This window comes from Pseudomonas sp. 37 R 15 (assembly GCF_900004865.1).
Taxonomy (GTDB): domain Bacteria; phylum Pseudomonadota; class Gammaproteobacteria; order Pseudomonadales; family Pseudomonadaceae; genus Aquipseudomonas; species Aquipseudomonas fluorescens_AM.
The window spans coordinates 45525-69605 of sequence record NZ_CVTV01000056.1; the positions used below are offsets into that span (position 1 = coordinate 45525).

General features: G+C 61.7%; 20 protein-coding genes. 15 read left to right on the forward strand and 5 right to left on the reverse strand.

The window, feature by feature from the left end:
• Positions 1-12: 12 nt before the first annotated feature.
• From tssC to BFQ04_RS21345, 14 genes are all read left to right on the forward strand, one after another.
• A complete protein-coding gene (gene tssC / locus BFQ04_RS21285) occupies positions 13-1494 on the forward strand; it encodes a type VI secretion system contractile sheath large subunit (RefSeq protein ID WP_065952470.1) in 1482 nt (493 codons plus the stop codon).
• Positions 1495-1508: 14 nt separating this feature from the next.
• The gene (gene tssE / locus BFQ04_RS21290) at positions 1509-1910 is read left to right on the forward strand and encodes a type VI secretion system baseplate subunit TssE (protein ID WP_065952471.1); all 402 of its coding nucleotides are present in this window, start codon (positions 1509-1511) and stop codon (positions 1908-1910) included.
• Positions 1900-3687 (forward strand): type VI secretion system baseplate subunit TssF, encoded by a 1788-nt coding sequence (gene tssF, locus BFQ04_RS21295; protein WP_065952472.1) that lies wholly within the window; start codon positions 1900-1902, stop codon positions 3685-3687. The genes tssE and tssF overlap by 11 nt, the downstream gene beginning before the upstream one ends.
• Complete coding sequence (tssG, locus tag BFQ04_RS21300; protein WP_065952473.1) at positions 3651-4658, forward strand: type VI secretion system baseplate subunit TssG; 1008 nt, start codon at positions 3651-3653, stop codon at positions 4656-4658. Before tssF ends, tssG begins: the two co-directional genes overlap by 37 nt.
• A gap of 12 nt (positions 4659-4670) precedes the next feature.
• Positions 4671-7109: an AAA family ATPase gene (locus tag BFQ04_RS21305; RefSeq protein WP_065952474.1), complete on the forward strand. Its 2439-nt coding sequence runs from the start codon at positions 4671-4673 to the stop codon at positions 7107-7109.
• The gene (locus tag BFQ04_RS21310) at positions 7106-8638 is read left to right on the forward strand and encodes a sigma-54 interaction domain-containing protein (protein WP_065952475.1); all 1533 of its coding nucleotides are present in this window, start codon (positions 7106-7108) and stop codon (positions 8636-8638) included. The genes BFQ04_RS21305 and BFQ04_RS21310 overlap by 4 nt, the downstream gene beginning before the upstream one ends.
• Positions 8639-8719: 81 nt before the next feature.
• Positions 8720-8851 carry a type VI secretion protein gene (locus BFQ04_RS28820; protein ID WP_065893074.1) on the forward strand — a complete coding sequence of 44 codons (132 nt, stop codon included), beginning with the start codon at positions 8720-8722 and terminating at the stop codon, positions 8849-8851.
• 20 nt (positions 8852-8871) lie between these two features.
• Positions 8872-10062 (forward strand): type VI secretion system-associated FHA domain protein TagH, encoded by a 1191-nt coding sequence (gene tagH / locus BFQ04_RS21315; RefSeq protein ID WP_065952476.1) that lies wholly within the window; start codon positions 8872-8874, stop codon positions 10060-10062.
• Between the two features lie 5 nt (positions 10063-10067).
• Positions 10068-10553, forward strand: coding sequence for a type VI secretion system lipoprotein TssJ (gene tssJ / locus BFQ04_RS21320; RefSeq protein ID WP_065952477.1), 486 nt, complete (start codon positions 10068-10070; stop codon positions 10551-10553).
• Position 10554: 1 nt separating this feature from the next.
• Positions 10555-11883 carry a type VI secretion system baseplate subunit TssK gene (gene tssK, locus BFQ04_RS21325; RefSeq protein WP_065952478.1) on the forward strand — a complete coding sequence of 443 codons (1329 nt, stop codon included), beginning with the start codon at positions 10555-10557 and terminating at the stop codon, positions 11881-11883.
• Between the two features lie 5 nt (positions 11884-11888).
• Entirely contained in the window at positions 11889-12749 is an 861-nt protein-coding gene (gene icmH / locus BFQ04_RS21330) for a type IVB secretion system protein IcmH/DotU (RefSeq protein WP_065952479.1), read from the forward strand.
• A 19-nt stretch (positions 12750-12768) separates the two neighbouring features.
• Positions 12769-16125 carry a type VI secretion system membrane subunit TssM gene (gene tssM, locus BFQ04_RS21335; RefSeq protein WP_065952480.1) on the forward strand — a complete coding sequence of 1119 codons (3357 nt, stop codon included), beginning with the start codon at positions 12769-12771 and terminating at the stop codon, positions 16123-16125.
• Positions 16092-16853 (forward strand): PP2C family protein-serine/threonine phosphatase, encoded by a 762-nt coding sequence (locus tag BFQ04_RS21340; protein WP_065952481.1) that lies wholly within the window; start codon positions 16092-16094, stop codon positions 16851-16853. The genes tssM and BFQ04_RS21340 overlap by 34 nt, the downstream gene beginning before the upstream one ends.
• Positions 16850-17728, forward strand: coding sequence for a serine/threonine-protein kinase (locus BFQ04_RS21345; RefSeq protein ID WP_065952482.1), 879 nt, complete (start codon positions 16850-16852; stop codon positions 17726-17728). The genes BFQ04_RS21340 and BFQ04_RS21345 overlap by 4 nt, the downstream gene beginning before the upstream one ends.
• On the opposite strand, the gene BFQ04_RS21350 is transcribed toward BFQ04_RS21345, so the two are convergent.
• Together BFQ04_RS21350 and BFQ04_RS21355 are read right to left on the reverse strand one after the other, a co-directional pair.
• Positions 17698-18027, reverse strand: coding sequence for a DUF6388 family protein (locus BFQ04_RS21350; protein WP_065952483.1), 330 nt, complete (start codon positions 18025-18027; stop codon positions 17698-17700). The genes BFQ04_RS21345 and BFQ04_RS21350 overlap by 31 nt on opposite strands.
• Positions 18028-18038: 11 nt before the next feature.
• On the reverse strand, positions 18039-18317 hold the full coding sequence (locus BFQ04_RS21355; protein WP_057722127.1) for a hypothetical protein: 279 nt from the start codon (positions 18315-18317) through the stop codon (positions 18039-18041).
• Between the two features lie 313 nt (positions 18318-18630).
• Between BFQ04_RS21355 and BFQ04_RS21360 the strand changes: the two genes are divergently transcribed.
• Entirely contained in the window at positions 18631-20700 is a 2070-nt protein-coding gene (locus BFQ04_RS21360; protein WP_065952484.1) for an EAL domain-containing protein, read from the forward strand.
• Between the two features lie 65 nt (positions 20701-20765).
• Here BFQ04_RS21360 and BFQ04_RS21365 read toward each other — a convergent pair whose 3' ends face one another.
• Genes BFQ04_RS21365 through BFQ04_RS21375 form a run of 3 tightly spaced genes read right to left on the reverse strand, consistent with a single transcriptional unit; the run spans position 20766 to position 24049 of the window.
• The gene (locus BFQ04_RS21365) at positions 20766-21608 is read right to left on the reverse strand and encodes a metal-dependent hydrolase (RefSeq protein WP_065952485.1); all 843 of its coding nucleotides are present in this window, start codon (positions 21606-21608) and stop codon (positions 20766-20768) included.
• 15 nt (positions 21609-21623) lie between these two features.
• Positions 21624-22514 carry an SDR family NAD(P)-dependent oxidoreductase gene (locus BFQ04_RS21370; protein ID WP_065952486.1) on the reverse strand — a complete coding sequence of 297 codons (891 nt, stop codon included), beginning with the start codon at positions 22512-22514 and terminating at the stop codon, positions 21624-21626.
• Entirely contained in the window at positions 22511-24049 is a 1539-nt protein-coding gene (locus tag BFQ04_RS21375) for a flavin-containing monooxygenase (protein ID WP_065952487.1), read from the reverse strand. Before BFQ04_RS21375 ends, BFQ04_RS21370 begins: the two co-directional genes overlap by 4 nt.
• Positions 24050-24081: the final 32 nt, after the last annotated feature.

The window sequence follows — 24081 nt, forward strand, 5'->3', positions numbered from 1 at the left end:
GACACTGACACCATGACGACTACCCAGCATGACCCGCAGCCCCTGCCAAACGCCGCCGACGCGTGCAGCATTCTCGACAACATCATTGCCCAGACGTTGCTGAGTGCCGATGACGAGGCGTATAGCATTGCCAAGCGCGGTGTGTCGGCGTTTATCGAAGAACTGGTCAAGCCTCACAACCGCGAAGAACCGGTCAAGAAACGTCTGGTCGATCGGATGATCGCCGAGATTGATGCCAAGCTCAGCCGGCAAATGGATGAGATTCTGCACCACCCGGAGTTTCAGGCACTGGAGTCGGCCTGGCGAGGGCTGCAACTGCTGGTCGAGCGCACCAACTTCCGTGAGAACATCAAGATAGAACTGCTGAATGTCTCGCGGCAGGACCTGTTGGACGATTTCGAAGATTCCCCGGAAGTTACCCAGTCGGGGCTCTACAAGCACATCTACAGTGCCGAATACGGCCAGTTTGGCGGGCAGCCGGTAGGGGCGATCATCGCCAACTACTTCCTCTCGCCCAGCGCGCCTGATGTAAAACTCATGCAATACGTGGCGGGTGTTGCCGGTATGGCTCACGCCCCGTTCATCGCGGCCGCAGGGCCAGGTTTCTTCGGTCTGGAAAGCTTTACCGGCCTACCTGACCTCAAGGACCTCAGGGATCATTTCGAAGGCCCTCAGTTTGCCAAGTGGCAGAGTTTTCGCCAGAGCGAAGATGCTCGCTACATCGGCCTCACGGTACCGCGCTTTTTGCTGCGCACGCCGTACGACCCCCTTGAATGCCCGGTCAAAACCTTTGCCTACCGGGAAACTGTGGTCAACAGCCACGAACACTACCTGTGGGGCAATACGGCGTACGCCTTCGCTACGCGCCTGACCGACAGCTTCGCGCGCTTTCGCTGGTGCCCCAACATCATCGGGCCCCAGAGTGGGGGAGCGGTCGAGGACCTGCCGTTGCATCACTTCCAGAGCATGGGTGAGATTGAAACCAAGATTCCTACCGAGGTACTGGTTTCAGACCGGCGCGAATATGAGTTGGCGCAAGAAGGGTTCATCGCCCTGACCATGCGCAAGGGCAGTGACAATGCAGCCTTCTTTTCCGCCAGCTCTGTGCAGAAACCCAAGACGTTCGGCATCAGCGAAGAGGGCAAGGCAGCCGAACTGAACTACCGGCTGGGTACCCAGTTGCCTTACATGATGGTGGTCAATCGCCTGGCCCACTACCTCAAGGTTCTGCAACGTGAACAATTGGGCTCGTGGAAGGAACGGACCGACCTGGAGTTGGAACTCAACAAGTGGATTCGCCAATACGTAGCGGATCAGGAGAATCCCAGTGCAGAAGTGCGCGGGCGGCGTCCACTGCGTGCAGCGCGCATTGTCGTCAGCGATGTCGAGGGTGACCCGGGCTGGTACCGCGTCAGTTTGAGCGTACGGCCGCATTTCAAGTACATGGGGGCAGACTTCACCTTGTCCCTTGTCGGCAAGCTCGATAAAGAATGAGTCGAGGCCAGGGAATGCGCCACTACAGAAGCCTCTTCGAGCGCCTTGAGCCCGACGCGTCCGCCAGCGTGTGCCGCGTGACGTCCGTCGCCGCGCATTTGACGAAAATGCTCAGCACCCGTGCAGGCAGCGTCCAGACGCTGCCGGATTACGGCTTGCCTGATCTCAATGATAGGCGGCTCAGCCTGCACGAATCCCTGACCCAGTCGCGGCTGCTGATCGAGCGCTTCATCCAGGCCTACGAACCACGGCTGGTGAATGTACGCGTCAGGGTGCTCCCCCGCGTGCACGAAACGTTGGTATTGGCCTTTGCCATTGATGCCGGACTGCTTATTGACGGTGGCACCCAATCTGTCGTGTTCCATGCGCGTCTGGCGGATGCAGGGCAAGTGGAGGTCTGCGCAGATGGCCTTTAACCGTTATTTTCAAAGCGAACTCAGTGCCCTGCGGCAACTCGGGCGGCGCTTTTCCGAGCGCAACCCGGCCCTGGCACCGTTTCTCGCCGAGGCCGGTCAGGACCCGGATGTGGAGCGCTTGCTGGAGGGCTTTGCGTTTCTGACCGCGCGCCTGCGTCAGAAGCTGGATGACGAGCTGCCTGAGCTGACGCATTCGTTGATGCATCTGTTATGGCCCAACTACATGCGGCCGATGCCTGCTTTGAGCATCCTGCAATTTGACCCGTTGAAGTGCGCCGGCCCCAGTGTTCGAGTGGCACGGGATACCGCCGTGGAAAGCCTGCCCATCAAGGGCGAACGTTGCCGTTTCAAAACCTGCTATGCCACCGATGTCATGCCGTTGCAACTGCGTAGCCTGGATTACACCTACCAGGGTGCAGTGGACTGGTTGGACCTGCGCCTGACCATGAGCGCAGAGGGTAATTTCAGTGCGTTGGCATTCGATTCGTTGCGCCTGCACCTGGCCGGAGACCGCTATATCAGCCAAGGCCTGTACCTTGGCCTGTTGCGCCATCTGGACAGCATTCAGGTGCAGCTATTGGACCAGAGCGGTTCGCCGGTCAACGGGGTCGACGATCAGCCGGCCACGCTGCGGCTCAGCGCCAGCCAGGTCCGGCCGGTGGGGTTTGCACAGGAACACGCACTGATTCCCTACCCGCAAAACACCTTTTGTGGTTATCGCCACCTGCAGGAATATTTCACGTTTCCCGAGAAGTACCTGTTTGTCGATATCGAAGGGTTGGCTGCCCTCCATCGGTTTCCCCAGGAAATCCTCAAACAGGCACACGGCATGCTGTTGCGCTTCGAGCTGTGCGGCCAGGGCCGTGCGCTTGCACGCCCCACCCTGGACAACGTGAAGCTGTACTGCACGCCTATCGTCAACCTGTTCAATCACGATGCGATACCCATTCGGCTGGACGGAAAACAGGACGAATACCTCCTGTTGCCCGGGGAATACTCCCCTGGAAATGCCGGTGTGTTTTCGGTTGACCGTGTTACAGGATGGCGGCCCGGTGGCGTGGGGTATCAGACGTATGTGCCCTTTGAGTCCTTCGAGCATGACGGCGACCTGCAGACTGCGGGGGCGTCTCCCAGCTTCAGCATCCGTCAACGGCCTTCGGTACAGCATGACGGGCTGGCTACCTGGATAGGGTTTGACGGTCGTCGCGAGCAGGGCCCGGAAACCCTGTCGATCGAGCTGACGTGCACCAACGCAGGCCTGCCGCGACAGTTACGGGCCGGTGACATCAACCAGCCCGGCGAGCACACCCCCGAGTCGTTGACGTTTTGCAATATCACCGCGCCAACCGCGAGTTTTGCGCCGCCGCTGGACCAGGATTACCTCTGGAAGCTGATCAGCAACATGTCGCTCAACTATCTGTCGTTGACCGATATCAACGCGCTGAGGGTGATTCTCGAAACCTACGATCTGCCGCGCTATCACGATCGACAGGCGCTGAACATCAGCCGGAAAAAGTTGGGCGCGCTGCGCTCCATCCAGCATGAAGCGGTTGACCGCTTGCACCGTGGCCTACCGATTCGCGGATTGCGCGTGGACCTGACGGTGGACCCCCTGGGGTTTGCCGGCCAAGGCGATCTGTTTGTGTTTGCTTCGGTCCTCAATCAGTTCTTTGCGCTGTACGCCAGCCTCAATTCCTATCACGAGTTGCGAGTGATCAGCACACAAGGAGACGTGTATCTATGGCCGTTCCAGATGGGGCAGCAACCCCTGCTTTGACTCGGCTGTGCCGTGTCATCCGCGAATACACGCTGTTCCAGGCGGTGGTGCAGGTGGTCGCACGCTTACGCGAAGCCCATCCACGGCTGGATGAGGATGCGCTGTACGACCTGCTGGAATTCCAGGCCAATCCAGGCCTGGGGTTTGCAGGACACGATATCGATCACGTGGCGTTTTTCATCGACCACGGGACCTTGCGTGCGCGCCTGCGCATCAATGTGCTGGGATTGTTCGGCGCGGGTTCACCATTGCCCGCGTTTTATGCTGAGCAGGCATTGGCGGAACGAGCGGGTGGCAATCCCACGCGCGATTTCCTCGATGTGTTCCACCACCGACTGCACCGCCTGATGTTACCGATCTGGCGGAAATACCGTTACCCGGCCTGTTTCCAACAGGGCGCCCGTGATGGGTTTTCACAGCAGATGTTTGCGCTGATCGGCCTCGGCAGTCACGCGATACGAGGGGCCTCGCGTCTCGATTGCAAGCGCTTGTTGCCTTACCTCGGGCTGCTGAGCCTGCGAACGCACTCGGCGACGTTGATCGAGACCGTCCTGCGGTATTACTTCAAACATGCCTCGGTGTTCATCGAGCAATGGGTCGCACGCACGGTGGACGTTGCGCAGTCGCAGTGCAATGACTTGGGCCGCGCCAACTGTGAGCTTGGCCAGGACCTGGTGTTGGGGCGCCGGATCGCTGACCGCAGCGGCAAGTTCAGGGTGCATATCACGGCGTTGGGTTGGCAGCGTTTTCACGATTTTCTCCCCACGGGAACGGCGTATGCCCCGGCGTGTTCGCTGGTGCGTTTAACCGCGCCGGATGCGCTGCAATTTGACCTGCGCCTGGTGCTGGCGGCCGGCGAAATCCGGGCGCTGCACATCGGCGCAAACAATGTGTGCCGCCTGGGTTGGACCACGTGGCTGGACCATGAGCGAGCCGAGGGTGCGATCACACTCGACGGGCATTTTCATTAAGGATTGATGAGCATGATTAATGTGGACCTGCAACAACTGATCCGCACGCTGACGGACCAGACCCGCCGTGACCTCACGCGTTCTGCCGAGCGCTGCATGACAAGAGGCGGCCATGAAGTGTTAGTGGAGGATCTGCTCCTGGCCCTGCTCGAGCATCCCGCCGGGCTGATGGTCAAGGCATTGTCCGATGCCGGCATTCCCGTGGGCGAACTGCAGTCAGCCTTGCAGCCCAGGAGTGAGCAGAGCGCTACACGCAATCCGGTGTTCGCCCAGGCCTTGGTGCTGTGGTTACAACAAGCGTTGATCATTGCGCACGTGGAGTTGGGTCAACGTTTCGTCGATCACGGCGCCCTGTTGCTGGCACTTTTACAGCACCCGCTGGAACACGCGGGCAGCGGGTATTACGCCGTGCTCAGCCGCCTGGACACGGGCAGGCTGCGGGATTTCCTGAAGAGCCAGCCCAGCGAGAACCAGCCGATTGCCAACGAGTCGCTGTTGCAACGCTTTACCCAGGACCTCACCCGGCAGGCCCGTGAGGGCCGGATAGACCCCGTGCTGTGTCGTGAGCGTGAAATACGCCAGTTGATCGATATTCTGCTGCGCCGGCGCAAGAACAACCCGATTCTGGTGGGGGAGGCCGGGGTAGGGAAAACCGCGATCGTCGAAGGACTTGCGTTGCAGATCGTCGCCTTGCAAGTGCCCGAGGCCCTTAAAGCGGTTCGCGTGCTGACCCTCGATATGGGCCTGCTGCAAGCGGGGGCCGGCCTCAAAGGCGAGTTCGAGCGGCGTCTCAAAGGGGTAATCGATGAAGTGAATGCATCGCCGGAGCCGGTGATCCTGTTTATCGACGAAGCCCATACCCTGGTTGGCGCTGGCGGCCAGCCGGGAGGCCTGGACGCGGCCAACCTGCTCAAGCCGGCGCTGGCTCGCGGCGCGCTGCGTACGATTGCCGCCACGACCTGGTCGGAATACAAGCAGTACATCGAAAAGGACCCGGCCCTGGCGCGGCGGTTCCAGCCGGTACTGGTCGCGGAACCCGGTGTCGAGCAGGCGGTGTCGATTCTGCGGGGACTGGTGCCTGCCTATGAAGCGAGTCATGGCGTGCACGTGCGTGATGATGCGGTGGTGGCGGCCGCTCGCATGAGTGCACGCTATCTTGCAGGCCGACAACTGCCGGACAAGGCAGTGGACGTGCTGGATACCGCCTGTGCCAGTGTTCGCACGCGTCAGGCCATGCCGCCGCAGGCATTGCAGGCGCTACGCACCGAACTGATCGAGGGTCAGCGGCAGGCGCGGGCGCTGGGTCGAGACGCCGAGCTCGGTTTGCCGGTGGACGCACAGGCCTTGCAGGCGTTGACGCTGCGCCTGGAAACCCTTGAGCACGAGCGCCTGACACTTGAGCGGCGCTGGCTTGAGCGGGGTGAGCAGCCGTCGGCTAAACCTGAGGTATGCCCGCGTGGCGTAGCGCAAGTCATCAGCGCGTGGACCGGTATTCCCACCGAGCAGTTGGCCCTGGAACCAAACGAAAAAGTCCTGGGGTTTGCCGAGGCTCTGCGCGCGCGCGTGCTTGGGCAGGAACACGCGGTGCAGGCCCTGGATCGCGCCATGCGCGCGGTCGCCGCTGGGCTTGACAAGGTCGATGCGCCTGTCGGGGTGTTTCTACTGGTGGGGCCAAGCGGTGTCGGCAAGACCGAAACGGCACTGGCGCTGGCCGATCTCTTGTACGGCGGTGAGCAGTTCGTTACCACGATCAATATGTCGGAATATCAGGAGAAGCACGCGCTTTCCCGATTGATCGGCGCGCCGCCGGGTTATGTCGGTTATGGCGAAGGCGGGGTATTAACGGAAGCCGTACGCCAGCGTCCCTATTCGGTGGTGCTGCTCGACGAGGTGGAGAAAGCGGACCCGCAGGTATTGAACCTGTTTTACCAGGTGTTCGACAAAGGCCGTGCCAATGATGGCGAAGGGCGGGAAATCGACTTTCGCAACACCGTGCTGCTGATGACTTCCAACTTGGCAAGCGACTGTATCGACGCGCTTTGCGCAGACGGTCAACGACCTGATCCCCAAGTGCTGCAAGACGCGATCTATCCAGTACTGCGTGCCCACTTCAAGCCCGCATTGCTCGCCCGTATGCGTGTCGTACCGTATTACCCGATTGGGGAAAAGGTGCTGCACGAGGTCGCCGCACTCAAACTGGCGAGCCTTGGCCAGCGGCTGCACCAACGTCAACTGGCGTTCACCTGGACGCCTGGATTGGTGGCGCACATGGCCGAGCGTTGCGCTGACGGCGACAGCGGTGCGCGGTTCATCGACCAGTGGATCGAGCGGCATTTATTACCGCAGATGGTGGATGGTCTGCTCGACGCCATGGCCGCGGACGCACCGGTTGTCTCGGTGCATGCCCGATTGGATGGCAACGGCCAGCCCGTCTGTGAGTTCAGCCAATGACCGGAAAAAACCTTGAGCAACTGCCTGACCCGCTTGCCCATGCCCGCGCCATGCTCGACTGTTTCACGCGAATAGGCCTGGACACCGACGTCGCTTCATTGCCCGGCGTGTGCGTTTCGGCTGCGGCACACATGAGCCACTGTGAACTGAGCCAGTTGTACCGGCTCGATGAAGGAACTGGTCGGCTTGATCTGATCGCCCAGCACCTGAGCACGACACCCTCGTTGGAGGTTGCGGCTGCAGCTATCGATCTGCTGCAGGTGCCTTTGCTGCGCGACACCGTGAACCAGGGCGTTGCCGTCAATGTGGAAGATGGGCAAAACAGTCCCTACGACATGGCTTTTTTGCCGGTGCTCGCGTCACCTTGGCGCGCCATGTTGAGTGTGCCGCTGTTCAACCGTCTCAATGCAGTCACGGGCGTGCTCCTATGCGCCGCTCAACGCCCGGCGCCGTTACGAGGATACGCGTGCTCGCTGGGCCAGTTCGGCAGCTTCGCCTTGCACCAATTGGCTCTGTTGCGCAGCCTGCGGTGGGTGCCGGCTGTTGCACCGCAAGGACACGAACAGTCGCTGGCCGGTACTTATGGCCTGATTGGCAGCAGCACAGCGATGGCCCAGACCTGCCAATTGATCGGCAAGGTGCTGCATACCCCTTATACCGTCCTGCTGCGGGGAGAAACCGGCACCGGCAAAGAAGTGGTGGCTCGGGCCATCCACCTGGCAGGGCCGCGTGCGGCCAAGGCGTTTGTGGTGCAGAACTGCGCGGCGTTCCCGGAAGGCTTGTTGGAGAGTGAGCTGTTCGGCTACCGAAAAGGCGCGTTCACCGGTGCCGAGCGCAACTATGCCGGGCTGTTCGACGCTGCGCATGGCGGCACTCTACTGCTGGATGAAATCGGCGATATGCCGCTGTCCCTGCAAGCGAAGCTATTGCGGGTATTGCAGGAAGGCGAGGTTCGTCCATTGGGCGCCAGTGCAGCGCACAAAGTTGATGTGCGTATCATCGCGGCCACTCACCGCGACCTGGCAGCCATGGTCGCCGAAGGCCGCTTTCGCGAAGACCTTTATTACCGGCTTGCCCAGTTCCCCATCCAGTTGCCCGCCTTGCGTGAGCGGGACGGAGATGTGCTGCAACTGGCACGCCATTTCGCCGTCAAGGCGTGCGCAAGCCTGGGGAGGACACCTGTGCAATGGTCGAATATCGCCCTTGATCAACTGTCGAGTCATCCCTTTCCCGGCAACGTGCGTGAACTCAAATGCCTGGTGGAGCGAGCGGTGCTGTTGTGTGACGACGACGTGATTCTGCCGGTGCACCTGTCGCTGCCCCAGGCACCGGCCGCTACCGCCGTTGATGATGTAACGCTGCGCCAGCGTATGGAACGGGTAGAGCGGGTGTTCCTGCTCGATTGCCTGCACAAGAATCGTGGCAACCGAACCCGTACCGCCCGTGAACTGGGTGTTGCACGGCGCACGCTGCTGTACCGGCTGGCGCGCTTGAACATTGCCTGCGGCGATGCCCGTGGGGAGCGTTGAACGGTGTATCTGAAGATTGCCGAGATCATCGCCGCCGTCATCGATAGGCGTCGGCATGCCTTTTCACCGAGGAGAAACCTGATGCTTGATCGTCCCCGGCACCTCGTCGTGCTTGTGCTGTGTCTGCTTGGCGGTTGTAACGCCAACTATGTATTCGATGACGCCCAATACCGGCCTTTGGGTGAGCCTCAGGCAGTGATCCGTGGCCGCTGAGCAGAGGAGGGAGCCTGACCATGCAACTCGTGTTTGAAGTATGTGAGGCCGCAGGCGCCAGTCCTGCGTCCACGGTGCGCAAGGTGTTTGACGGCGTCGGCGGCGTGATTGGCCGTGGCTCCGGCTGTGACTGGGTAATCCACGATCCCAGCCGCTTGCTCTCCAGCCACCATGCCCTGGTGGGTTGCCGGGAAGGACGTTACTTTCTCACCGATATCAGCAGCAACGGTATCGGCATGCCAGGCAGTGGTGAGCGACTGCGCAAGGGGCAGGCGCGACTGATCGAGGAGGGCGATGTATTCGAGCTGGGGACGTTGTCGATACGCGCGCGGTTGATTGAACCCGCTCAACCCTTTGATGAACTGCCGATCAGCACGGGTATACCGATTCCCGATGACGCTTTCCTGGCGCTGGACCCGTTGCAGGCGCTGGACCTTGAGCACCAGCGGCATAGCGTCTCGGATGAGCTGGCGGCGTTGAGTGCAGGCGTCGGCGAACTCGGGGCATGGGCTGATCGGTATGCCGCCGACCGCGAGCATGTGGCGATGCCGCGCAGGGTTGATCCCCTCAGGGAGATGCCCGTGGCTGAATCTGTCGCGATGGCAGCCTCGTCCGACGAGGTCTTCTGGGTCGCGTTCGCTGCGGCGCTGGGGCTCGACCTGGACAGGCTTGACAGTGCTGCCCGAGAGGCGCTGGCGATCAAGGTGGCGCGCTTGTTTCGGCTGGAGGTAGAACGACTGCAAAGCAGCCTGCGCACCTGTGAACAATTGCAAGGCGAACTGGCAACGCTGCCTGTCGACGCGTTGCGCACCGCCCACAACCCCTTGCACAACTGTGTCGATACCGACGCGGCCTTAACCGCGATATTGGACATGGCGCAGGTGGCCCCGCTGTCTGGCGAACAGGCGATCGCCCAGGCGCACCGGGCGCTTCAGGTGCATCAGGTCGCGTTGCTGAGCGCCTGCCGCAGTACGCTGCGAAACGCTCGAGCCGCTTTCGCCCCAGGCCATTTACTGGCGTGTGCCGAATTTCAGGAAGCAGCCCCCCGATGGTTTTCCGATGGCGCGCGCTGGCGGGCATACCTGCGTCACTACCGGCGCCTGACGGCGGATGAGCAGTCCGACGAGCGACCGCTGGGCAGCGACTTCGTCAGGGCCTATGAGGAACAGGTGCGCCTGATCTCAACCCTGCACAACGATTATCCAGGATGATATTCATGCATCGAGCCACCCTCATATCGCTGTTGCTCATGCTCGGACTGTTGGCTGGCTGCAGCGCCCTATCGCCGTTCTCGACGTTGACCAAACTGGATCTGGTACTGACCGCCAACGAGCACGTCAACCCGGATCTTCAGGGTCGACCCTCGCCGATCGTGCTGCAGTTGATTGAACTGCGCCATGGCGTTGCCTTTGAGAACGCCGACTTCTTCAGCCTGTATGACAACGCCGAGCAGAGTTTGCCAAAGGACTGGGTGAGCAGTGAGGAAGTTGAACTGCGCCCGGGCGATCGACTGGCACTCAAGTTGAGGGTCGAACCAAACAGTCATTTTGTGGGCGTCCTGGCGGCCTATCGAGACTTGCCACACGTTCAATGGCGGCTGCTCGTTCCGCTCACCGCCCGGCACTTGAACCGTGCCGAGCTGGTGCTGGACCAGGACGGAATCCGGCTTGCCGACCCGCGTTCCGACAAGGAGGTGCAGTGATATGCACGTACATAAAGTCATATGGCAGGAAGGCATGCTGTTGCGGCCACAGCACTTGCAGCACAACGACCGGCATTACCAGCAACAGCTCAACCAGACGCGGTTGCTGGGCCCTGATGCCTGGGGCTTCCTCACACTGGAATTCGATGTGCAGTACCTCAACCTGGGCAAGCTGGTGGTCACTCAAGCCAGCGGTGTGTTGCCGGACGGCACCCTGTTCGACCACGGTACCGCCATGGAACCCCTGGTATTACAGGTGCCCGCCAATGCCGGGGAACAGGCCGTTTACCTTGCGCTGTTACTGGCGACCGACAATCAGATTGAAGCCCGACAACCGGAGCAGGGCGATGTCCTGGCGCGCTACCTCAGCTGTGAAGTGGAGGTAGGCGACTCGAATGCCGGGACCGGCTCTCGTTGTCGGATTCACTGCGCGCGACCTGATCTGCGCCTCCTGTTGGGTGAGCCGCAGAGGGAGCAGGGTTACGTCACACTCAAGGTCGCACAGGTACTGGAGTCTACCGACGCGGGGGGCGTGCGCCTGGACGCGGAGTTCGTCCCTACGTTCATTTTTATGCATGACCGCGGGTATGTAGCCTCTTGTCTCAAGGAGGTGATCGGCTTGCTTGCATCGCGGGGGGATGCCATCGCCGCGCGGATCAGGGGGGAGAGCACCGCCGCCGGCACGCAGGTGGGTGATTTTCTGATGCTGCAGGTCATCAATCGTACCGAGCTTGCACTGCGCCACTGCTTGAGCCAGGCCCGGGTGCGCCCTGAAGCGGTGTTCGGTGCACTGTTGGCGCTGCTCGGCGAGTTATCAACGTTCGCCAGCGATAGCAGGCGCGCTGAGCTGGACGTGCATTACCGGCACGCCGACCAGGGGGCAAGCTTCCGCGGGCTGATGGAAGCGGTGCGGGGCGTGCTGTCGGTCGTGCTGGAACAACACTCTATCGAGTTGACGTTGCAACAGCGACAGTACGGCGTATTGGTTTGCCCGGTAAGCGACTTGAAATTGCTGGGCACTGCGACGTTCATCCTGGCGGCCACGGCGCAGTCTGATTCGGAGCAATTACGCCAACGCCTGCCAGCGCACCTGAAAATCGGCCCCGTTGAGCGCATACGCGAGCTGGTCAACCTGCACCTGGCGGGTATCAAGGTCAAGCCACTGCCCGTAGCGCCGCGCCAGATCCCGTTTCACGCCGGCAAGACTTATTTCATGCTGGACATGAGTGCCCGCGACATCGCGCAGTTGCAGCAGTCGGGTGGGTTCGCGTTCCACGTGGGGGGCGAATTCTCCGGGCTTGAGTTGACCTTCTGGGCCATCAGGAATTGAACGCTATGGACAGTGAATATTCGCAGGATGAAAAAACCGTTCTGCTCGATCGCGACGGCCATGGGCCCGCACAAGGAGCGCTTACGCAGTTCCCCTCGCCGCCACGCTACGAACAGTTGCAGGATCGGATGATCTACGCGAGCCAGGCGTTGGACGCACACAGCTTCACGACAATGCTCAACCCGCTGGTGGTCGCGGCTTGGGACGTATTGTCGCAAGTGGTCCGGCTCAAGGGCTGCTCAGGTCGTGAAAACCTCGTCACGATCAACGATCGGTTGTCATCAGCGGTGACTCAATTCGAAACCCGTGCCTTGCAGGGAGGCGTTGAGAACACTCAGGTCATGTCTGCGCGCTACGTGTTGTGCAGCCTGATCGACGAAGCAGTCGTCACCACGGCGTGGGGCGCTCGAAGCGACTGGTCGAAGATGAGCCTGTTGAGCCGCTTTCACCACGAGACGTTTGGCGGCGAGAAGGTCTTCCAGTTGCTCGAACGCCTGGCGCGTGATCCGGTAAAACACGTGGCGATGCTTGAGCTGGGGTACCTGTGCCTGTCCCTGGGGTTCGAAGGGAAGTTTCGAGTGATGGAGCGGGGGATGCTGCACCTCGAGGCCGTTCGCGATGGCCTTTATCGACAGATCCGGCAGGTGCGCGGCAATCCGTCGTCGGCGCCGGTTTTGCCGCCCGGGCAGGGGCGTGCGCGCGGCAAGCGCCTATGCGTCATCCCTGCGCGCTGGTTTGTTGCCTTCACGCTGTGCTGTTTGCTCGCGATGTACGCAGGGTTCTCCTGGATGTTGGAGCGAGACAGGACCAGCGCACTGCAGAATCTTCAACTTTCGGCGTCGGAGCCTACCCGGACGCCCTTGTAAAAAACGCAGGGAGCAATGAATGAACGCATTCTTCAAGGGCGTGGGCGCCGTGCTGGGCAGAGTATGGGTTTGGAGCCTGATACTGGTGCTTTCCTGCGCTGTGCTGGTGTGGTGTGTCGGACCGCTGCTGGCCGTGGACGACCACCGGTTCTGGCAGGGCGCGACTGCCCGCCTGGTCACCATCAGCGTTTTGTTTCTGCTGTGGGGATTGGCGATGGTCCTGGCGGATGGGCGCCGTGCTGCCGGACGCGAACGGCCGGATTCGCCAACGAGCCAACCTTCGCTGGCGGCGGTGGAGGACGAGCGCAAGTACGTCCATGGCCGTTTCAAGCAAGCGTTGCACCGGTTGAACACGTGCCCTCGCTATGGAGAGCGCAATGCGCGTTGGCGCCATGATTTGCCCTGGTACCTGCTGATCGGAGAATCGCGCAGTGGCAAGACCCAGCTGTTGGAAGCAGCCGGGTTGCAGTCACCGCGCGATCAGATGGACACAGGGTCGACGGGCAGCAGCACACAGTGTGAATGGTACTTTGCCGACGAAGCTGTGCTCATCGACACGCCAGGGCGCTATCTGGTTCAACCCGACCGTTCGGTGGACGTCGCCGGCTGGACCACACTGTTGAACAGGCTGAGGTGGCGGCACCGAGTGCGTCCGCTCAACGGCGTGGTGGTGACACTCTCGGCAGACAGGCTTCTGAGCGGTAACGAGCACGACCTGGAGCAATCGGCCCGCCATGTGCGTTCGCGCCTGCAGGAGATCCAGCAGATGCTGCATGTGGAGGTACCCGTCTACCTGGTGTTGACCCAGGCTGATCGACTGTCGGGGTTCATCGAGTACTTCGACTCACCCTCGGCGGACGATGTCGATGCGGTGCTGGGCCAGCCGCTGGAGGCTGACAAGGCGGGCAATGACATTACCCAGGTTCGCCAGGCGTTCGAGCAGTTACTGCAACGTCTGCACAATGAATTGATCGAGCGATTACACCAGGAACGCGATGTCGAGCGTCGCAGGCAGATGCTTGAGCTTCCCCAGCAGGCGGCGCGAATGGGCGAGCGTTTGTGCCTGTTCATCGAGGGGGTGTTCTGTGCCCATCGCTACCAGCGCAGCAACGGTTTACGCGGGTTCTACCTGACCTGTGCCAGTGACAGGCGCAGCCATTTCGTGCAGGGGCTGTTCAGCCGGGTGATCTTTGCCGAGGCGGATCTCGCCGCATTGCAGAGCCGCGAGCGACAGCGCATCTGGCGGCGCAACGGGGGGCTGGGAATCGCCGCTGCGCTGGTTCTGGCGTGTGCCGCAGGGCTGTGGTTGCACAGTTACGCGATCAACCAACACCGTTTGGCTCACATCGCTGCACTCAGTGCGCCCGTTGCTCCGGGTAGCGATGAAACCTTGACGACCCTGGCGCTGCTGGACGCGCTCTGGGCGGCAACCCAGGTGTTTGCGCCTGCAGCCGACACTCCGCTGATTGAGCGTGCCGGCCTGTATCAGGGCGAGGTCAGCCGTCCACGGGTGTCGCGCGCCTATGAGCAAGCGTTACAGCAGCGACTGCTGGGCCGAACCGCTGCCCTGCTCGAAGAGCAGGTACGCGCCAGCCTCGGCGATAGAGAACGCCTGCTCGATAACTTGCGTGCGTACCTGATGCTCAATCTGCGTGAACGGCGTGATGCCGCGTGGCTGGCGCAGCATGTGGCGAGTTACTGGTCGCTGCGGTTTGCCGGTGATATGCCGGTACAGACGCGCCTGAATGAGCATTGGGCGCGACTGCTCCAACAGCCGTTCTCAGCCCCCCTCAATGACGACCTGGTGGCTCAGGCGCGTGCCGCGCTGCGGGGAGAGTCATTGGCCGATGTGGTGTATCGGGTGCTGCGCGAACAATCGCGCGACCTGGAGCCGTTGCGCCTGGCCGAGGGCAAGGTATTTGCCGCCATCGAGCCATCTGTTCCCGGTTTCTACACCAGAAGGTACGTGCAGTACTTCGAGACCCAGGGCCCCAGGCTGGTGAACGCCATCGCCCAGGATAACTGGGTACTGGGGGAAGGCACTGACTTGAGCGGCCAGGATTTGCAGCGCTTGATGACCCAACTGCAACAGCGCTACTTCAGCGAATACGCCCAGGCCTGGAGCGACGCCTTGGGGCGTGTCAGGCTGTTGCCAACCGACAGTCTTCGCGAGGATGCCGAACGGCTCGCGGGGCTGACCTCGGCGCAATCGCCGGTACTGCTGTTATTGCAGCAGCTTCGCGAGAACACCCGCTTGCTGCCTGGCCTTGAGCTGCCGGCCACGGTGGCCCAGCCGTCAGGTGCGTTGGGCACTATCGCCAAGGCCGCGTTGGCGCAGGGCCAGGCGAGCCTGGGCGACTCGGCTCGCCGGGCCTTGCAGCGGCGTTTTGAACCGCTGCATCAATTGCTGGACGAGCAGCAGAACCCCGGCGCCGAGCTGACCCGGGGGTTGGGCCTGCTCGACCAATTGCACCTGCAATTGGCGGCGCTGAACCGTGAGGGTTCGCCTGAGCAGGCGGCTTTCTTACGGGCAAAGCGGCGCATGGACGGCCAGCAGGACGTGCTGGGCGACCTGCGTGAAACGGCTACCCGTCTGCCGCTTCCGCTGGCCGGCTGGTTCGAAGGGATTGCTGAAGAAACCTGGCGCCATGTGCTGGACCAGGCCTATGCCCACGTCAATCAGCACTATCAGAGCGAGGTGCAGGGGCTTTACGCCAGGACGATTCGCCAACGGTATCCGTTCGCTGCCCACGCCTCGAGTGATGTGGCCCTTGAGGATTTTCGTGAGTTTTTCAAACCCCAAGGTGTTCTGGCGCGTTTTTACGAGGCTTACCTGCGCTCTTTTGTCAGCGCGGATGGCACGCGCTACCGGTTACGCGGAATGGACGGGCAGGGTTTACCCATCTCGCGCTCGCTGCTGGATCAATTGACGAAAGCCCAGGTTATCCGACGTGGCTTTTTCACCGAAGAGCAGGGCGAGCTGGCCGTGCGTTTTACCCTGGCGCCCTACAGCCTGGATCAGTCGGTCAACCGGGCGACTTTGCGATTGGGTGAACAGCAGCTGGAATACCGGCACGGCCCGATCATCCCCATGGCGTTCCGCTGGCCCATCGAAGCGGACAACGGTCGTGCCAGCCTCGTGCTGGACAGAGGCGCCGAACTGCGCCCGCTGGGTATCGAGAAGAACACCGGCGCCTGGTCGTTGTTCCGGTTTTTCGACCTGCTGCACCGAGAGCCTGCCAGTGGTGGCAACGCGCAAATGGTCAAGGCCGACCTGGCCGGGCTGCGCGCCCATTACCTGCTGGCGAGCCAGCGAACACCCAGCCCATTTGAAATGGACACATGGCGCACCTTTCGCCTGCCGGAGCAACTGTGAACTCGCTGCGCCCCACATGGCGCAGTGCCGGGCGTACACAGCGCGGGCAGTCACGGCCGCGTAATGAGGATGCCTTGCTCGATTGCCCGCAACTGGGCTGTTGGGCCGTGGCGGACGGCATGGGCGGGCACCGGCATGGCGATGTCGCCAGCCAGTGGGTGATCAGCAGCCTGGCTTCGTTGCCCGCACGGGGCAGTCTCGATCAGCGGGTCAATGCGGTCCGGCAGAGCTTGCAGGGTGTCAACCAGCGGCTGGCGAATGCGCGGCAGGCGCCAGGGGCACCCGGCAGTGGCGTGATAGGCAGCACGGTGGTGACGCTATTGCTGGAGCACGGGCGTGCGGCGTGTGTGTGGGCGGGGGACAGCCGCTGTTATCTGTGGCGCGAGCAGAACCTGTACCAGCTCTCCCGGGATCATTCGCTGTTGCAGCGTCTTATGGACGAGCGTCAGTTGAGTGCAACGCAAGCTGGCGCTCACCCTGATGCCAGAGCCTTGACCCGTGCGGTCGGCGGGCACTCTACCTTGCGGCTCGAGGTGCTGGAACTCAGTACCCGCCCTGGCGATGTATTTTTACTGTGCAGCGACGGTCTCTACCAGGCACTCAGCCATGCCGACCTGGGTCTGGCGTTGAGTGCGGGCGGGCCGCGACAGGTGGTGGACAGATTGTTTGCCAGCGCGCTGCACACCCCGGCGCGCGACGACCTGACCGCAGTGGTGGTGCAGTCATGAAGACAGGATCGACTCCGGTGTTGCTCGTCGGGCGCTACCACCTTGAGCAGGTATTGGGCCGGGGCGGAATGGGCGTGGTGTACCGCGCACGCGACCTGTTGCAGGAGCAGTTCGGTGAACCTTGTTCTGGTGTGGCGCTCAAGCTGTTGGACGAGTCTTTATCGGCGTGCCCGGATGCCCATGTGTTGCTGCACAGCGAGTTTGCGTTGTCTCGTCGTCTGCGACATGAACATGTAGTGAGGGTGTATTCGTTCGAGGTGGATACCTGCAGCCAGATCGCTTTTTTCACCATGGAACTGCTGCATGGCATGACGCTTGACCGGTTGCTGCTGGAATGTCCCGACGGACTGCCCTGGGCCGAGCTGCAACCGATTGCCCTGCAACTGCTGGATGCGCTGGCTTACGCCCATCAACATAACGTGCTGCATGGCGATATCAAACCGGCCAATGTCATGGTGGGAGAAGAGGGCGTGCGCTTGTTCGATTTCGGCCTGGGGCAGTCCATTGCGCTGACCACGGCGGACTTGCCGAGTGTGAGTCGCAGCCGCTTGAATGCCTGGACTCGCGCCTATGCTGCGCCTGAATTACTCGCCGGTGGCACGTTGACGCCCGCGGCCGACCTGTATGGCGTGGCGTGTGTTCTGTATGAGCTGGCCCAGGGGCGTCGCCGTGACAATCACCCTGCGGGCCACAGACTGCCACGGCCCTGGCAGTTGCCCCGGCGCTGCTGGCCGGCCCTCCGTACGGCGTTGGCGGCGGACCCGCAACGGCGGACCCTGACGGTGGCCGAATTGCGCGAGGCCATCGGTTGCAAGCGGTCTCGCTGGTACGGCTGGCCGCAGCGTCAGCCGCTCAAGTCATGCAGTTGGCAGTAGTCGGCCCAATTCATGCCGGCCATCTGTGCGACTTCCTTGTGCACCTCAAGGCGCTGGGTTTCGAAGGCTTCGCTGGACTCTGTCGTCAGCTTGAGGGTCAGCTCCCAGGCGAACAGGCCTTCGCGCTCGGCCTGCGCTTCGAATGCTTCGTATAGACGCTCGGTACGATACTGCGCCACGCTTTCCCCCCTGGCCTGGGCCGCCAGGGGGTTGAGGCTGTCCAGCTCGGCGGCCACATCCGGGTGTTCGCGCAGGAATCGGTCCAATGCGCGTTGGTAGTTATCGCCAGGTGCTGACAACGCCAGGCCCCTCAGTGAGAGGGATGGGTGTCGACGTCGGGCGCGTGCCCACCGACGTGACGCCGAGCGCGCTTACGCGACCTGCGCTGGATCCAGCGTTGCACCGGTGCCAATAAAAAGAACATCAGGTAGGCGACGAGCACCAACGCCAGGTCTATCCAGGTTTCCGCGACGGGCCCGGTAAACAGTTCGATGACATTCTTGATCACAAATAACAGCACCACACTGCACAACCACAACAGGATGGTGACGAACAGGGGACGCATGGTGCTGGACTGCTTATCGTGCATGGTAACGCTCTCTCCTTTGTGCCTGCTTTCATCCAGGCCATATTCCCTGAGTAGACACCCGGTGTTATCCAGGTTTTACATCCTTCAACACTCGGAAAGGCGGGGATGATACCGACTCAGGCAGGATTAGGGAGCGGAATACATCAGAAAGTTCGATTTTTTATGTGGGTATTTTCCGATGTCTCCGAGTTTTTCGCCGAAAGCGCCAGTGGCGATGGCAAAAAGCTTTCGCTCCGAGCATCAGGGCGTGTAGCGTTGACGCGTATTCCGGCGCTGATCTCCAGAACCCGTGAATACGGGCAGAGGGCGGCTCATGGCGCAAACGCTGTTCAAACTATTCCTGACCCAGCGCTTGGCGGCCCTGGCCAGTATCGAGTCGTTGCGTGCGATTCGGGAGGGCTTGTTGTGGATCCTGCCCTGCCTGCTGGTCTCCGCCGGTTTCCTTATCCTGTCCGAGTGCGCCAGGATGATCGGGTTCAGCCCTCAGACCGTCAGCTTCCTGGCGGGTCTGCATGACCGCATCAGCTCGGTCATCCCGCTGCTCGTCGCAGCCTCCATCGGTTATATGTTAGCCATTCAGCACCGCTTGCCACAGCTGCCGATCGCTTTTTTGTGCCTGACCCATGTGGTGGTGGCCACATTTCTCTTGCGTGACTACCCTCGGGCTTCAGCCACCTTTCTGCTGTTCATTGCCATCGCTTCGCCGCTGATCAATGTGCCTGCCGTTGCCTGGCTGCACCGTTTTCGTTGGACACGCCTGGTCCATGAAGACCTGATCGGACACAACCTCAAAGGCACGATCAACATGGTGTTGCCCGGCGTGATCAGCGCGTTGGCACTGGTGGTGGTGCTGTCGTTGCTGCTGCAGATTCCCTACGTGGCGCAGCTGCAGGGGCCGCAGGTGCTCAATGCGTTACAGGCGCCCTACAGCAGCGGGTTGTTCGTGACCTTGATGAACTCGCTATTGTGGTTTTTTGGCATTCACGGCGTGTACGCCTTGCAGCCGCTGTTCGATGTGCTGGATCAGGCCGTGACGCTCAACGGTGCGGCGCTGGCTGCGGGCGAGCCGGTCCGCTACCTGCTCAACAGTGGCCTGTTGGGCAGCTTCGCGTTTATCGGCGGGTCGGGCAGCGCATTGTGCCTGCTCCTGGCAATCCTGCTGTTTTCCAGGAGCCGGTCCATGCGGTTGCTGGCGATGGCCAGCTTGCCGCTCTCGTTGTTCAATGTCAGCGAAGTGCTGTTGTTCGGTTTGCCGATCATCCTCAACCCGCGGTTGTTCATCCCGTTTCTGCTGGTGCCGGCGTTGAATGGGATGGCGGCGTTGGCAGTGGTGCAACTAGGCTGGGTGTCACCCGCAGTGGCCAGCGTGCCGTTTACCGCGCCGGTGTTGCTCAATGCTTACCTCAGCACCCATGGCGATATCGCTGCCGTGGTGCTGCAGGTGGTGCTGCTGGGCCTGGGCACGCTGGTGTATGCGCCTTATGTACGGGCGATTCATCGCCAGGCCAGTGAGGGCGGCACGGTGTACCTCAAGTCACTGGACATGACCTTTCGCGGCCTTGAGGAGAAAGGCCGGTTGCTGGAGTTCGACCCGATCCTGGCGTCCCATCGCACCCTGGCCCGCCAGGCGGTTGAGTTGAGCCGCATCCAGCAGATCAGCGATTACGATTTCTATCTTGAATTTCAGCCACAAGTCTCCACCCGCACCGGCCTGTGCACCGGCTGCGAAGCCTTGATGCGGGCCCGGGACGCTCAGGGCACGGTGCATTCGCCCTGGGAGTTCCTGCAATGGCTGGCACAGGCGCGGTTGATGCCGGACGTGGACGTGTGGGTGGCGTCCCAGGCCGTGCGCCAACATCAAAAGTGGAAGAAGGCCGGGTTTGAATTGCCCATCACCATCAATGTTTCCAGCTTCACGCTCAAGGATGCGGCCTATGGTGATCGCCTGGTAGAGATCCTCGCCCAGGCCCACGGCTGGGTGTCGGTGGAGATCACTGAAGATGCGCTGGTCAGCGATATCCAGGCCACCCGTCAGACCATTGGCAAACTGCAGGCGTTGGGGGCCAAGGTGTATATCGATGATTTTGGCACCGGATTTTCGGCGTTGAGCTACCTGCACCAGTTTCCGGTCGATTTCATCAAGATCGATCGCAGCTTCGTGGTCGCCCAGCACGATCCCAAGGGCGCGCAGGTGCTGACGGGCATGCTGCGTTTCTGCGAGGCATTGAACCTGGGCGTGGTGGTGGAAGGGGTCGAGACCGCCGAGCAATTGGCGTTCCTGAATACGGGCGCCGAGTTGTTTATTCAGGGATGGTATTTCAGCAGGGCGTTGCCGGGGGATGAGATGCCGCAGTTTGTGCGTGAGCGGGCCGCGTTGGCTTGATCAAGCGGGCAAGGCGGCCCCGGTGTGAGTGTGGAAGCGGGTGGGCTCCCACATTTTCAGGCCGCCTAGGCGGCCTCGTAGGCTCGATTGGTCTGTTCAATCTCCTCGACCAGCCCATCTATCCCCTGCAGCCGGGCGCGATTGTCATGATCCCAGGGATGAAATCCGGGTTTGAAATAATGCAGCCAGGGCCGCAGCATGCGTGGAAACACGCCCTTGGGGCCGTACAGAAACTTGAGCATGCGCCAGAACCCCTTCAGATGCCCACCCGACTTGCGGTCGGCAATCAGCAGGCGCACGTGGAAGTCGAGCACCACCAGCCAAAAAAGCACCGTGGTAAACAGCATGGTGCCGGTGCGCAGCAGGTAGCGTCCGGGCCCAGGCTTGATCACCGTGTTCCACACATCGTAGGCCACTGCCTTATGTTCGGTTTCTTCCAGGGCGTGCCAATACCACATCTGCCGGTAGCCTTTGAGTGAATCGCCAAAGCGCGACGGGTCGCTCAGCAGGATCTCCGCGAGCATCGCGGTGTAGTGCTCAAGGGCGATGGTCACCGCCAGATTGAATGACGGTGGCAGGTGTTTCTTCTGCAGGTCCAGGAAGAATTTCAGGCGCCGGTCGAGGCGGTGCGCAGGCAGGCCCGCTGCTTGCAGCAGCTCGTTGTAGGCCACGTGTTCGCGGCTGTGCATGGCCTCCTGGCCGATGAAGCCCTGGATTTCCTTCTTCAGATCCGGATCGTCGATGCGGGTGCGGTAATGGCGCACGCTGTCCATGAAAAACAGCTCGCCCTGGGGAAACAGCAGCGACAGGGCATTGAAAAAGTGCGTCACGAACGGGCCTTGCTCATGCCAGTTGGTGATGCGCCCGGCGGGCAGGGCGAAGCGGATATCACGGCGAATCGGCAACATGGGGCGTACTCCTGTTCAGAGGCGAGGCTCGTCGTTGGTTTCAAACACGGGCGTGCGTGGCTTGGGGGCCATGCGCTTGCTGGCAAACACCACCAGCGCTTGATAAGCCGCCGGCAGGCAACGGGCGAGCAGGTCGAGGAAATAGGCATCGCGGCCGATCAGAACGCGGCGCCTGTTTTTGCGCACACCTTGCAGGATCACCTTGGCGGCCTGATCGGCGTCGGTGATAAACAGCTTTTCGAAATCGGCGCGCGCCTGTTGTTCGCTGTGGATCAGAAAGCCGGTCATGTTCGCGTCGATACGGCTGCTGCGGCAGATATCAGTGCGAATACCGCCGGGATGCACGCAGGTGGCGGAGACGCCGCAGCGTTGCAGATCCAGCTCCTGGCGCAGCGCTTCGGTAAAGCCGCGTACCGCGAACTTGCTGGCGTTGTAGCCGCTCATGCCAGGCTGGGCGAACAGGCCGAACACGCTCGAGGTGTTGACGATATGCCCGTCGCCACTGGCCTTCAGGTAAGGCAGGAACGCCTTGGTGCCATGCACCACTCCCCAGAAATTGATGCCGACGATCCACTCCAGGTCGGCATAGTCCACGCCTTCCACGGTGCTCGACAGCGCCACGCCGGCATTGTTGAAGACCAGGTTGACCTGGCCGTGCTCGGCCGCACAACGCGCCGCCCACTCCAGCATGGCTTGGCGGTCTGCTACATCCAGTACCTGGAGGGTGACGGTCACCGGTGACAGGGTCGAAGCCCTGATCAAGTCCAGGGTGCGCTCCAGCCCCTGGCTGTTCTTGTCGGCCAGGGCCAGGTGGCAACCTTCCCGTGCCAGGGCCAGGGCCAATGCGCGGCCCATGCCAGAGGCCGCTCCCGTGATCGCCGCCACGCGGCCGTTGAATGACTTCATGACAGGCTGCCTTCTGTGGCGCAATGAGGGGTTGGCTCCGGACGCGGCACCGATGCAACCGGCGCCCGGCTGACCAGGTAGTCCTTGAGCGCAAAATGCCGGGTGATCTGCTTGAAGCGCCACGTCGAGGCGGGCCACAGCGTGGTGTTCCTGCCGGTGCGCGGGTCGAGGTACCAGCTGCGGCACCCGCCGGTGTTCCAGATGGTGCGCTTGAGCTTGCCTTGCAAGTGCTCGTTGTAGGCCTGCTCCACGGCGGGGTTGACCTCCACCATGGTGATGCGCTGTCGCTGCATCTGTTGCAACGCGTCAAGGATGTACGTGACCTGGGCCTCGATCATCAGGATCATCGAGTTGTGCCCCAGGCCGGTGTTAGGCCCGACGATCAGGAACAGGTTGGGATAGCCCGGCACCGTGGTGCCTTTGTAGGCGTGGGCGCCGTCATGCCAGGTGTCCATCAGGTCGACGCCGTTGCGCCCGATGATGCAGTCACGGGGCAGAGGATCGGCGGCCTGGAACCCGGTGCCGAAGATCAGGCAATCGGCGGGGTGCTTGATGCCGTCGGCAGTGATCACGCCATCGGCTTCGATGCGCAGCACGTTATCGGTCACCACCGCGACGTTACTGCGTGACAACGCCGGGTAGTAGTCGTTGGAGATCAACACACGCTTGCAGCCAATGGTGTAGTCCGGTGTCAGGACTTTGCGCAGGGAAGGGCGGGCCACCTGGTTGCGCAGGTGGCGCAGGGCGATTTTCTGCACCATCTTCATCAAGCGCGGGTGCAGGGCAAAGCCCACCACGCGGCCTTCCAGCGCCCAATAAAAGGCGCCGCGCACCAGCCTTTGGGTAAATGGCAGATGCTTGAACAGCCAGCGTTCGACACCTGAGACAGGTCGGTCGGGTTTGGGCATGATCCAGGGCGGTGTGCGCTGGAACAGGTCCAGGTGCGCGACGTGCGGCGCAATCTGCGGCACGAACTGAATGGCGCTGGCGCCGGTACCGATCACCGCCACGCGCTTGCCCTTCAGGCTGTAGTCATGGTCCCACAGCTGCGAATGGAAACGCTTGCCCTTGAAACTGTCCAGCCCGGGGATGTCCGGCAGTGCCGGGCGCGACAGCCCGCCCATGCCCGACACCAGCACGCGCGCGCTGACCTGGCGGCCATCGCTGAACGTCAGTCGCCAGCGCTGTTGCTGATCATCGAACACCGCCCGCTGCAAGCCCATGCCGAAGCGCAGGTACGGCGCCAGCTCGAAACGCTGCGCGCAGTGCTCCAGGTAAGCGCGAATCTCCGCCTGGGGAGCAAATTGGCGCGTCCAGTCCGGGTTGGGTGCGAAGGAAAACGAATACACGTGGGACTGCACATCACAGGCACAGCCGGGGTAGTGGTTGTCACGCCACGTGCCGCCCAGGCTGTCGGCCTGCTCGGCGACAAAGAAATCGGTGAACCCGGCTCCCTTGAGTTTGATCGCCATGCACAGGCCGGCGAAGCCTGAGCCGATGATCGCGATGTCGACGTTGTCACTGTGGGCATTCATAGGTTGTCCTTTCTGGGCATCGGATGTGCTCC